The organism is Streptomyces sp. H27-C3 (genome assembly GCF_030063415.1).
Lineage (GTDB): Bacteria > Actinomycetota > Actinomycetes > Streptomycetales > Streptomycetaceae > Streptomyces.
The window spans coordinates 179544-191129 of sequence record NZ_JASITA010000014.1; the positions used below are offsets into that span (position 1 = coordinate 179544).

13 protein-coding genes are annotated in these 11586 nt (G+C 67.8%); 8 read left to right on the plus strand and 5 right to left on the minus strand.

The window, feature by feature from the left end; all coding sequences use genetic code 11:
* Positions 1–57 precede the first annotated feature (57 nt).
* On the plus strand, positions 58–2106 hold the full coding sequence (locus QMK30_RS16740) for an APC family permease (protein ID WP_283518870.1): 2049 nt from the start codon (positions 58–60) through the stop codon (positions 2104–2106).
* A 115-nt stretch (positions 2107–2221) separates the two neighbouring features.
* On the plus strand, positions 2222–3661 hold the full coding sequence (locus tag QMK30_RS16745; RefSeq protein ID WP_283518871.1) for a class I SAM-dependent RNA methyltransferase: 1440 nt from the start codon (positions 2222–2224) through the stop codon (positions 3659–3661).
* A gap of 362 nt (positions 3662–4023) precedes the next feature.
* On the opposite strand, the gene QMK30_RS16750 is transcribed toward QMK30_RS16745, so the two are convergent.
* From QMK30_RS16750 to QMK30_RS16770, 5 genes are read right to left on the minus strand one after another with little or no spacing between them, the layout of a single operon-like run.
* The gene (locus tag QMK30_RS16750; protein WP_283518872.1) at positions 4024–4689 is read right to left on the minus strand and encodes a contact-dependent growth inhibition system immunity protein; all 666 of its coding nucleotides are present in this window, start codon (positions 4687–4689) and stop codon (positions 4024–4026) included.
* A gap of 13 nt (positions 4690–4702) precedes the next feature.
* Entirely contained in the window at positions 4703–5002 is a 300-nt protein-coding gene (locus QMK30_RS16755; RefSeq protein ID WP_283518873.1) for an RNase A-like domain-containing protein, read from the minus strand.
* A 58-nt stretch (positions 5003–5060) separates the two neighbouring features.
* Positions 5061–5621 (minus strand): hypothetical protein, encoded by a 561-nt coding sequence (locus QMK30_RS16760; RefSeq protein ID WP_283518875.1) that lies wholly within the window; start codon positions 5619–5621, stop codon positions 5061–5063.
* 26 nt (positions 5622–5647) lie between these two features.
* On the minus strand, positions 5648–7417 hold the full coding sequence (locus QMK30_RS16765; protein ID WP_283518877.1) for an RNase A-like domain-containing protein: 1770 nt from the start codon (positions 7415–7417) through the stop codon (positions 5648–5650).
* Complete coding sequence (locus QMK30_RS16770) at positions 7417–7749, minus strand: WXG100 family type VII secretion target (RefSeq protein WP_502963150.1); 333 nt, start codon at positions 7747–7749, stop codon at positions 7417–7419. Before QMK30_RS16770 ends, QMK30_RS16765 begins: the two co-directional genes overlap by 1 nt.
* A gap of 209 nt (positions 7750–7958) precedes the next feature.
* On the opposite strand from QMK30_RS16770, the gene QMK30_RS16775 reads away from it, so the two are divergent.
* From QMK30_RS16775 to QMK30_RS16805, 6 genes are all read left to right on the plus strand, one after another.
* Complete coding sequence (locus tag QMK30_RS16775; protein ID WP_283518879.1) at positions 7959–8345, plus strand: WXG100 family type VII secretion target; 387 nt, start codon at positions 7959–7961, stop codon at positions 8343–8345.
* A gap of 385 nt (positions 8346–8730) precedes the next feature.
* A complete protein-coding gene (locus QMK30_RS16785; protein WP_283518899.1) occupies positions 8731–9024 on the plus strand; it encodes a hypothetical protein in 294 nt (97 codons plus the stop codon).
* A gap of 168 nt (positions 9025–9192) precedes the next feature.
* Positions 9193–9717, plus strand: a complete 525-nt coding sequence (locus QMK30_RS16790; RefSeq protein ID WP_283518881.1) for a hypothetical protein — start codon at positions 9193–9195, stop codon at positions 9715–9717.
* 66 nt (positions 9718–9783) lie between these two features.
* Positions 9784–10557, plus strand: coding sequence for a hypothetical protein (locus tag QMK30_RS16795; protein ID WP_283518883.1), 774 nt, complete (start codon positions 9784–9786; stop codon positions 10555–10557).
* Positions 10558–10561: 4 nt separating this feature from the next.
* Positions 10562–11089, plus strand: coding sequence for a hypothetical protein (locus QMK30_RS16800; RefSeq protein ID WP_283518885.1), 528 nt, complete (start codon positions 10562–10564; stop codon positions 11087–11089).
* Positions 11086–11388: a hypothetical protein gene (locus QMK30_RS16805; protein WP_283518886.1), complete on the plus strand. Its 303-nt coding sequence runs from the start codon at positions 11086–11088 to the stop codon at positions 11386–11388. Before QMK30_RS16800 ends, QMK30_RS16805 begins: the two co-directional genes overlap by 4 nt.
* The last annotated feature ends 198 nt before the right edge of the window (positions 11389–11586 follow it).

The following is an 11586-nucleotide window of genomic DNA, read 5'->3' on the forward strand; positions in this document are numbered from 1 at the left end:
TGCCCGTGGGGGGTGGTGGATGAGCGCTGTCCATACGGAACGCTTACGATCCTCTGCGTGTCCAAACTGACCGACGTGCCCAAACGGATCCTGATCGGCCGGGCGCTGCGCAGCGACAAGCTGGGAGAGACCCTTCTCCCCAAGCGCATCGCACTTCCCGTCTTCGCCTCCGACCCGCTCTCCTCCGTTGCGTACGCCCCCGGGGAAGTGCTCCTGGTGCTGTCCATCGCGGGCGTGTCGGCCTACCACTTCAGCCCGTGGATCGCGGTCGCTGTCGTGGTGCTGATGTTCACCGTGGTCGCCTCGTACCGGCAGAACGTGCGCGCGTATCCGAGCGGCGGCGGTGACTACGAGGTCGCCAACACCAACCTCGGTCCCCGCGCCGGTCTGACCGTCGCCAGCGCCCTGCTCGTCGACTACGTCCTCACCGTCGCCGTGTCGATCTCCTCGGGCATCGAGAACCTCGGCTCCGCGATCCCCTTCGTCATCGAGCACAAGGTGCTGTGCGCCGTCGGCGTCATCGTGCTGCTGACGGTCATGAACCTGCGCGGCGTACGCGAGTCGGGCAAGCTCTTCGCGATCCCGACCTACGTCTTCGTCGCGGGCGTCTTCACCATGATCGCCTGGGGCGCCTTCCGCGGAATCGCGCTGGGCGACACCATGCACGCACCGACCTCCGACTACGAGATCAAGCCCGAGCACCAGGGCATCGCCGGCTTCGCCCTCGTCTTCCTGCTGCTGCGCGCCTTCTCATCCGGCTGCGCCGCGCTCACCGGCGTCGAGGCGATCAGCAACGGTGTCCCCGCCTTCCGCAAGCCCAAGAGCAAGAACGCCGCCACGACGCTCGCCCTGATGGGCGGCCTGGCCGTCACCATGTTCTGCGGCATCATCGGCCTGGCCATGGCCACCGACGTGAAGATGGCCGAGTTCCCGGCGAAGGACCTGATCCACAACGGTGTCGCGGTCGGCGCGGGTTATGTCCAGGACCCGGTGATCTCGCAGGTCGCAGCCGCGGTCTTCGGCGACGGCACGTTCCTGTTCATCGTGCTCGCCGCCGCCACCGCGCTCGTCCTGTTCCTGGCCGCGAACACGGCGTACAACGGCTTCCCGCTGCTCGGCTCGATCCTCGCGCAGGACCGCTACCTCCCGCGCCAGCTGCACACCCGCGGCGACCGCCTCGCCTTCTCCAACGGCATCGTGCTGCTCGCGGGCGCCGCGATGCTGCTCGTGTGGGTCTACGGCGCCGACTCCACCAAGCTGATCCAGCTCTACATCGTCGGTGTCTTCGTCTCCTTCACGCTCAGCCAGATCGGCATGGTGCGGCATTGGAACCGACACCTGCGGACCGAGAAGAAGCAGGCCGAGCGCCGCCGCATGATGCGCTCGCGGGCGATCAACACCTTCGGCGCCTTCTTCACCGGCATGGTGCTCGTCATCGTGCTGGCCACCAAGTTCACCCACGGCGCCTGGGTCGCGCTGCTCGGCATGGTGATCTTCTACGGGACGATGAGCGCGATCCGTAAGCACTACGACCGGGTCGCCGAGGAGATCTCGGCCGACGAGGGCCCGTCCGACGACAGTGTCCGTCCGTCCAGGGTCCACTCCATCGTCCTGGTCTCCAAGGTGCACAAGCCGACGCTGCGGGCCCTCGCCTTCGCCAAGCTGACGCGCTCCGACACCCTGGAGGCGCTCAGTATCAGCGTCGACCCGGTCGAGACGAAGGCGCTCAAGGACGAGTGGGAGCGGCGCGGCATCAATGTGCCGCTGAAGATCCTCGACTCGCCGTACCGCGAGATCACCCGGCCGATCATCGAATACGTGAAGGGTCTGCGCCGCGAGAGCCCGCGCGACGCCGTCAGCGTCTACATCCCCGAGTACGTGGTGGGTCACTGGTACGAGCACCTGCTGCACAACCAGAGCGCCCTGCGGCTCAAGGGACGGCTGCTCTTCACACCGGGTGTGATGGTCACCTCGGTCCCGTACCAGCTGGTGTCCTCCGAGGCCGCGAAGAAGCGGGCGAAGAGGCAGCAGAACTGGAGCGCGCCGGGCGCGGTGCGCCGCGGACCGGTGGACCGCCGGCCCAAGGAGCCCTCGGGCAAGAGCTGACCGACGCGCGCCTCACCGGCGCCGCTTCGCTGTGGTGAACGGCCGGACCACACCCACGTAGACTGGTGGGCTGTAGTCCGGCCGTTCCCCCTTGATCCTCTGGAGTCACCCCGTCATGCAGTCAGAATCCAAGGAAACCAAGGAAACGCAGGACGTGGCGGGGGCCCCGGTCGTGGACACCACCGACGCGACGGAAGCGCCGGACGCTTCGACTCCGTCGGAGGCCAAGGCGCCGTTCGTGCCGGACTCCCTGGTCGGCACGGAGTACGAGGTCGAGGTCGGCCCCGTCGCCCACGGCGGCCACTGCATCGCCCGCACGGCCGCGGGCCGGGTGCTGTTCGTACGGCACGCCCTGCCCGGTGAGAAGGTCGTCGCCCGTGTGACGGACGGCGACGAGACCTCCCGCTACCTGCGCGCCGACGCGGTCGAGGTCATCGAGGCCTCCAAGGACCGCATCGAGGCGCCCTGCCCCTACTCGGGCCCCGGCATGTGCGGCGGCTGCGACTGGCAGCACGCGAAGCCCGGCGCCCAGCGGCGGCTCAAGGGCGAAGTCATCACCGAGCAGCTCCAGCGGCTCGCGGGCCTCACGCCGGAGGAGGCGGGCTGGGACGGGACGGTCATGCCGGCCCCCGGCGACAAGCTGCCCCAGGGCGAGGTGCCCGCGTGGCGCACCCGCGTCCAGTACGCCATCGACGCCGACGGCCACGCCGGACTGCGCAAGCACCGCTCGCACGAGGTCCAGCCGATCGACCGCTGCCTGATCGCCGCACCGGGCGTCAGCGAACTGGGCATCGAGAAGCACAAGTGGCCGCAGCTGTCCTCGGTGGAAGCCATCTCCGCCACCGGCTCCGGCGACCGCCAGGTCATCCTCACCCCGGAGAAGGGCGGCCGGCTGCCGCTGGTCGAGCTCGACAAGCCGGTATCGGTCCTGCGCGTGGAGGAGCACGACGGGGGAGTGCACCGGGTGCACGGCCGCGCCTTTGTCCGCGAGCGGGCCGACGAGCGGACGTACCGCGTGGGCATGGGCGGCTTCTGGCAGACCCACCCACAGGCACCGGACATCCTGCTCAAGGCCGTCATGCAGGGCCTGATGCCGCGCAAGGGCGAGTCGGCCCTCGACCTGTACTGCGGCGTCGGCCTGTTCGCGGGCGGCATCGCGGAGCGCATCGGAGACAAGGGCGCGGTGCTCGGCATCGAGACGAGCAAGCGCGCGGTCGAGGACGCCAGGCACAACCTCCAGGACATGGACTACGTACGCATCGAGCAGGGCAAGGTCGAGCAGGTCCTGCCGCGCACGGGCATCGCCAAGACCGACCTGATCGTCCTGGACCCGCCGCGCGCGGGAGCGGGCAAGCAGACGGTCAAGCTCCTGTCGGCCCTGAGCGCCCGCCGCATCGCCTACGTGGCCTGCGACCCGGCGGCGCTGGCGCGGGACCTGGCGTACTTCCGCGAGGGCGGGTACAAGCCGCGGACGATGCGGGCGTTCGATCTGTTTCCGATGACGTCGCATGTTGAGTGCGTGGCGATCCTTGAGCCCGTTGCGAAGAGCGTCTGACCTGCGGCTTTATGTATCAGGCTCGTTTCTCGACCTGTTTCCCCTGTGTAACAGGTCGGTCGGTCCGAGGCGCTGTGACCTGCGCTTTTGGAGCGAGGGCGGTGTCGAAGGTTGTCGCGGGGAGTGCCTCGCGAACGTTCTTGACGCTCAAGTGGCGCTGGCTTTGATGGCTTGTTGAGCCTATGAGCTGCACCGAAGTCGCCCAGGCCCGTCCGGAGCGCCCCCGGACGGCCTCCAGCGCACCCCAGGAAGGTCAGCCGCCTGCTCGGACACTGACGGTGTGGCGCGCTGCCTCGTGCGCCCTGCGAAATTGTGCACGTTCGTGCCATCCTGCGGCTGTGGAGCGCCCGTCCCCCGACCGCTCAGCCGGATCGGACACCGGAGAGCGTCGCCGCCAGCGACTGGAACCAGGCGCCGTGGGAGAACGGTTCCGGCGGGCCCACCTCCATGCCGAGTTCGGCGGCAGCCAGGGCGTAGTCCCCCTCGTCCAGGGGGAGGGCGAGCAACTCGTGCAGTTCACCCACGAGGCGGGCGACCAACTGCGGGTTTGTGGTGTCGGCGTAGTCGGCGACCGCGGCGTCGTGGCCGAAGAACTCGTCGACGATGTCCTGCGAGAACCAGCCCCCCAGCAGTTGCGCGGTCTCCGGGTAACGCGCGTGCCACTCCCAGTGCGTCTGCGGGGACGATGGCTCGGGGACGTCGCCCTCCTCGATGCTTCTCTTCAAGTGGTCGGCCAGCACTGCCAGCCAGTCACCGATGTCCGACTGGGGCTTTCCGGTGTCCGGGATCGAGTAGAACTCACCCAGCTCCTGCCGAATGCGGCCCGGAGGATTACGGCTGTACTCGCGCAGCTGTCGCTCCGCCTCCGCGACGGCCGCAGGGCGGGTATGCCAGGTGTGACGGAGATACGCGTCCAGGGCGCGACTGCGCTGCTCCGGGGTGTCGTCCGCCGACTGACCCAGATACGCGCGCATCACCTGGTCCAGCTCGCCGTACCGCCGGTCGTGTTCGAGGGGCTTCATGGACATGTGCGTATGACCCCTACAGGTAGAACGGGACGGTCGTGTGGACGACGAAGCCGAGCGGACTCGTCGCCTCGCGACGCAGCACCACGCGCGCCGCGCGCACGTCGACGGGGCCGCGCCCGGCCAGCAGGTCGCCCTCCATCTGGACCCGGCCCACGGGCTCCTCACGGGACGGCCAGGCTGCCTCGAGGGTGAGGCGGACCCGGGTGTTCTGGGCGAGCCAGCGGTGGACGGCCTGTTCGTTGGCCGTCACCACCTGCTGGGTGGCCCACTGGGCGGTCTCCCGGTCGGGATAGGAGGCGGAACGGGTCAGCACGGGGGCATCCTCTCAAATTGCCTCGTCAGGAGCCGAACTCCTTCGGGTGGCAGGCGGTTCAGTAGTCGGCGAAGTTCCAGAACATGCCCACCTCGGTGTCCGAGACGACGATCAGGCCGTAGTCCTCCGAGTACACGCTCAGCGGGCTGTACGCCCAGCCCGACGATGTGAAGTCGAGCGTGCCGCTCACGTGACCGGGCTTGTTGACGTTGGTGTGGAAACTGGCGGAGTCTCCGTAGCGCGTGAGGATCGTGCGCGCCATCGCCCGGAGCTCCGCCTCGCTTTCGGCGAAGCGACTCAGGTTGGACAGGGTGCAGCCGTCGTCCGTAAGGGCGAGGAGCAGGTTCTCGGCACTGTCCCGATCGATCTCCTGGAGACGCCTCGCGATGTACTCCGGCGGGTGGGCGACGAAGGGATACGTGAGGGATGCCTCGCGCTCCGGGTTCTGAGCCGCGTCATCGAGACCGGTCCAGCCGCGGGGGTCCGGGGCCCGTGCCATCAGAGCGAGGACGTCGAGGACCCAGTTCTCGTGGCGGCGCGGGCCCGTGGCGTCGTACGGGTACGCGTCCTCGTACAAGTGGCGTACCGCGGCTTCCCAGGACGTTTGGTCGACGGACATGTGGTGCTGGCCTTTCTCAGCTTTCGCTAGGACTTGGAGGGCATCGACGTCATGACGGTGAACGGAGGGTTGCGGCTGCTGTCGTAGCGGATACGCGTGTCGACGCCGCTCACGTCGTACGCCTGGGCATTCAGACCGCCGTGCTTGTACCCGGACAGGGGGTCGTTGGGGTCCACCGGCTGCTTGCTCACGCTGCGGCCACTGGTCTCACCGCTCGGCACCGTGTCGTAGAACGACTTGACGTCGCCGTCGGAGGCCGGCGGAGGCCCCTTGATCCATGCCTCGATGGCGGCCTTGTTCGTGTTGAGGTTGCGCTCGGTCAATTCCTCGGCGCGCTGGTAGCTCGGGAAGGCGGAGGAGCCGCTGGGCATCGGCTTGCCGTGGGGCCAGGCCGCTGTCGGGCCCCCTGACTGCTGGTCACGCAGGCGCTGCGCCAACTGCTCGTCCGTCTTGCCGACGTGCTTGTCCAAAGTATGGCCGTTCGCCATGTATTCGTTGGCGGCGAGGTTCAGGTCGTAGTTGCCGTTCGAATCGACCTTCAGCCAGACCTTCGAGTCCTTGAATTCCTCCAGGGCCCGGGTACCAAAGCCGTGTGAACGGGCGACGCCGGCCTCGAACTTGGGTGCGCTCCGGAATGCCTCGTCCAGCGGCTCCCTCAGCGCCTCCATGCGCGTGGTGAGGCCACCCAGGATGCCGGTGTACTTGTCGACGATCCCGTTCAGCTTGCTCGTGTCGATGTTCAGGACCGTCTTGACGTCGAACGACAGGATCAGGCCCGCGCCCTTGCCGATCACGGAGGTGACGGTGCCGAGGATGCTCTTGGGGTCCTTGGGCTTGGCGAGATCTTCGATGATCTCCTTTGCGGCTTTCCACATGGCGCGGTGGAGCTCGTCCGCGACATCGCGGTTGAGGTCGACGGCGGCCTCGGCGTACTCGCGCAGGATAGTGGCGATTTTGTCCGCAGTGTCCTTCAGCACGGCCAGAACCGGCTCACTGCCCGTGGGAACCCGCGGCGTGCCCGGACCTGAGTTGGCGGTCTGCCCCCATTGGTAGCCGTGCCGCTGCTGCCCCCACGCCGTCCCTCCCCACAGGGCGCTGCAGAAGGTCCGCATCGCGGCTTCCCAGTCCGCCTGCTGGTGGTTGGTGATGGCACCCACCGCCTGGGTGAGCTGGTCCGCCCCCAACGTCGCGGTGATGGATACGTTCATCCAGCTGTGACAGAGCGAGTTGAGGTAGTGCTGTTGCGGGAAGGGGTGGACGTCCGCCATCCTTCCGATCCGGAACACGTTCTTGCACAGTGGCTGGAGGAGGTCCCGGACGATTTCGGGTATGCCCTCCATCAGGCCGCGCAGGATGTCGTCGCCGCCGTCGTCGTCGCCCCACTTGATATCGGGTACCGAGTCGAAGTTCGGGGCCTTGGAGATGACCGCGGGCCGCGGGCGCTGCTCGGCCGTCTTCCCCGGCTTGGGGTGGGCCGCCACGTCTGCCCTGGTGTAGGCGTTGGCCGTCTCGGTGAACCCGACTGCGACACCGCCGACGCTGAGCACGGACCGGCCCCAGACCTCCAGCCAGCGATTGCCGATCTTCTTGTACGCCCGGGCGAACTTCTCGGCCTCGGTGCCGGCACCGCCTGCGTCGGGGTACTTGCCCAGCTCCTCGAGAAGCGTCTTGGCACCCCGCACCAGGAAGTCCTGCTGCGCGGCGACCCGACCGGAGACCGACCAGAGGTCACTCGGCTTGACGTCGATGGTGCCGCTACCACCCGGCTGCTGGGCGGGTGAGGAAGGGCCGGCCATCAGGCACCGCCTCCCCAGCCTTCGAGTACGGACCTGTTGGCCGCGGCGTAGTTCAGGTGCCCCTTCACCACGACCTCGTGGAGCCAAGCCTGGGTTGCCTTGAGGTCGCCGGCGGAGTGGCTCCACTTGTCCAGCTCGTCGATGAACGCTTCGCGTGCCTCACCGTCCCAGCTCAGCACGGCTTTGGCGGTCCGCTCGTACAACGTGTCCAGCTTCTCGTTGAGGACGCGGAGGATGCCCTCCAGGTCGCCCGAAAGCTGTTGCAAAGTAGCGAAATTAACGGTGATGCGGTCTTCGTCCGGCACGGTGATGCCCCCCCTAGAAACAGTCACCAATGATGCTACTCATCACCTGAGCGGAGTCCGGTGCGGGCACCGGGTCGCATGTCGACCACATGTCTGCCCAATTCGAAGCCTGGCCCCTCAGCGGCAGGGGTGATAGAGGTGTGCGTGTGCGTGACACTCCATGTCTGTGAAGTTGTGTCCGTGTTGCTAGGGTTGGTCGGCTTGCAACACAGGTTCGAACGTGGGGGGGGGCCGACATGGGTGATGAGCCCAAACTCGCTTATACATCGCCGCAGTTGAAAAAACTGGCGGACGATCTGGATGACATGCACGAGTATCTCGGCAAGCAGTTCAAGCGCATGGACGAGATCGTCGACGGCATCGAGACCGGCTGGCAGGGCCCCACTGCCACGTCCTATCGATCGCTCCACCGCGGCGCCGCGGAGGATGCCGTTCGCATCGGGCAGACCATTCAATTCCTGGCGGAGGCCATTCGTCTGAGCGAAGGAGGCTTCACGGACCAAGAGCTCGAGACTCTTGAACAGTTCCGCAGAGTCCAGGTCGACATTGATATAGAAGCAGCCGCAGACGCCCTGTCCACGCCGTCGAACCAGCAGCCTCGCAGTCGCCTGCAAGACCTCTGAAGCATCGGGGCCGTCCCCTCGACATGGCCGGAGGTCATCCACGGTGCCGTCTCCGGACGAGGTCGACCGGGTGTGATCGCCTGCCGCGCACCGGCCACTCGTGGGCGGATGACTGCACCGTCCGTTCCCACGACCGGCCATGCGCAACTCTTCGCGGCTGTACTTCTCCAGCGGTTCAGCTCCACCCAGCGTGGCGCGCACCTCGCCCGTCGGCTCTTGCTGCACCAGCTCGACGCATGGGGCGTGCCGCACGGCAGCGAGGCATCCGACACCGCCGCGCTGCTCGTCGCGGAACTCGCAGCCAACGCCGCCACGCACGGCCGCGTTCCGTCCGGTACATCGAGGTCGCCGCTGAGGTCCTCGGCCGGACCCTGTTTCCCGCGCGTTGCCCCGGCCCTACGTGCCGATCCGGCGCAGGGCGAGGAGCGTCGCGTCGTCGGTGCGGGTCGTCCAGGCGGGCCGCGAGGTGGTCGACGTAGTCCTGGAGTCCGGCGTGGCCGGCGCCTGGGGCGGCTTCCCGGAAACAGTGTTGCGCAGCTACGAGAAGGCGGCGCGTGTCATGGTCCGGGTCGGCCGGACGACGTTCGGTCAGGCAGTCCGAGCACATCAGGGCGAGGTCACCGATCTCCTGCGGCGTCGCGATGGCGGTGCAGGTCGCGCCGGGGCAGGACACCCATAGAGAGCCCGGGCCCGCCGCTGTGGGTCGGTAGCTGGGTGGCGTGACCATCGTGCACCAGGACGGGGCGAGATCTCCCGCGCAGGCCCGGCGAAGCAGCGCGCATGCCCGCGCTGAAAATCCTGCCTGAACAAGTGGCGCCTCGTCGAGGCATGCGAGGGGGCGGTACGTGTGCCGGTCACCCGAATCGTCGGCCGGTCGGACGGAACCGGCGTCGGCGACGCCTTCCCTGGCGGCTTCCCGGTCGTCGCCAAGCCCCGCACCGGCTTCGAGTCCCGCGGTGTCACCGTCGTCGAGAGCCGAGCCGGCCTCGCCCGGCTCCCGTTCGTCGTCGAACTCGCCGTGAACGCAGTCCTCCACGGCGTCCCCGGACGGGGCTTCGCCCCGCCCCTTTCCCACCACGAGAGCCTGGGCGTCGTCCGAATCGCGGTGACCGACCTTCACCCCGCCGGTTGGCGCGACCGGCTCACGATCCGGACGAGGGCGGAGGCCACAGAGTGCTCCTCGTTGACGCGCTCGCCGCTGACTGGGGCCTGCGCGACCGCACCGGCCCGGCAAGACGGTCTGGGCGGAGTACGCAACGGCTCCCTACTTCATCCGGTTCGTCAAGGCCAGCAGGTATGGCGTTCGGTTGACCGGGCTGTCGGCCCCGAAGCCCCGACCAGGGCGTTACGGACTTGGGCGGCGCGGTATTAGGGTTGCTCTCCGAGCAGTGCCCTGACCGCTTTCGAGGGGGAAACGGTCGTCGCAGGGGCATCGGGGGTGAGGGGAGCCGCCGTGCAGGCGCTGTACGCCGTCAGTTTCGACATCCGGTCCGCCCAGGAGCAGTCGGGCCGCGTCTACGAGAGCCTTCGCGGCCATCTTGCCGACTGGCTCGGCCACCACGGACGTATACCGGCACCTTCGGTGACCGAACTCGACCGGGATGGCCGGGCGGTGCTTGTTGGCAAGTTTCCCGGCCATGGTGACCGCACAGTGAGCTGGACCGTGGCGGGTGACGAACTCACCCGCGCCCTGCGCATGACCATCCACCAGCCGCTGTCCACGGGACCGGCCCAGTTCGTCACCCGGGTCACGGTCTCCCAGTCGGACGAAGGCGGTGGCGGGCTCAGGATCGTCATGGGCAGGGAGATCCCCGACGGCTGGATAGCACCGGTGCAGGATCCGCAGCTCAAGCGCCCGAACCTGCTGCGGGCGGTGCTCGGCGACCAGGGGCTCGAAGTGCGGGTGCTGAGCCAGCTCGCCATGGGGCGGTACGAGAGGATCCGGGAGGAGAGTCACGCTGACGTACTCCTCAATGTCCTGGCGCTGCGCACGCGGCTCCCCATTCTCCTGATACATCCCAGGGACCAGGCGGGATGGAGCGCGGCGGCCGACGCATCCGGACAACTGGCCGGCCTGTCCCAGGTGGTGACCCTGAACTACGTGACCGCGCAGGCCGTCCGGCGGGCCCACGAGCAGGTAGCCGTACCCAGCGGTGGCGCCCGGCTGGGTCTGGCCCGACCTCGACCTGGAACACCCCGCTCACTCGCGTGAGGAGGTGTCCCAGGCGTCCTTCGTGGAACGGCGGCTGATGCTGTCGCTCGCCCATCTCTCTGTCATCGCCCGTGGCAGTGACACGGCGTGGGAGCGTGCGCGGCAGGCTTCGTACCGCGCGGGAGCCCGCAGGGCGGCGGAGCAGTTGTCGCGCGCCCAGGCCGCCGGAGACAAGACCGCTCAGCTCGAAGCACTGCAGAAACGTGTCCGGCAGCTTGAAGAGGACGCCACATCCTGGGAGGACGTGGCGCAGCGCTGCATGGAGGAACGCGACAAGGCCCGAGACGATGCCGCCACCGCTGAAGCCCTGCGTCAGGACCGGGACTACTGGAAGAACGAGTACCTGGACCTGTCTAAGGGCGGGAGCGGGCAGGCGGCTACATTCGACGCCTGGAGCGAGATCCCTCCTCTGGGATCGGACGCCGTGCCCACTTTCGAAGCTCTCGCCAAGGCGTCGGAGGAGCACATCGTGTTCACGGCGAGAGCGGCGCGCGCCTGGAAGGACTCCCGCTACCCGTCCCCCAGGAGATGACCGACCGGCTGACCGCTCTCGCGCAGGCTGCGATGGACCTGTACTCCAGTTCCGGCAGGATGCCCCGGCTGGCCCAGTGGTTTTACGACAACCACGGACTGAAATTCGCGCCCAACGACGAGAAACTCAGCAAGGACAAGGACAAGCGCTACTTCACGTGCGACGGGAAGCGCTGGGACGGACTGCCGCACATCAAGGTCCGGGACGCCGTCTCGCCCAACGAGGTCGGACGCATCTACTTCGCCCGCGATTCCGAGCGGAAGCGGTTTATCGTGAATCACGTGGGACTACACCTGTAGGCGCTCCCAGCAGGCACCTTGCACCTGCCGGCATCCGTAGTGACCACCCGGGCACCGTGCGACGGTGGATCCTGAGGTTCCCCCGAGATGCGGAAGATGGTGACAGAGGGTCAGATGGTTCTCATGAGAGGAACATCGGCCATGGCTGCCCCCAGAAAGTACTCGCTGGAGTTGCGTGAGCGTGCGGTGCGGATGTAT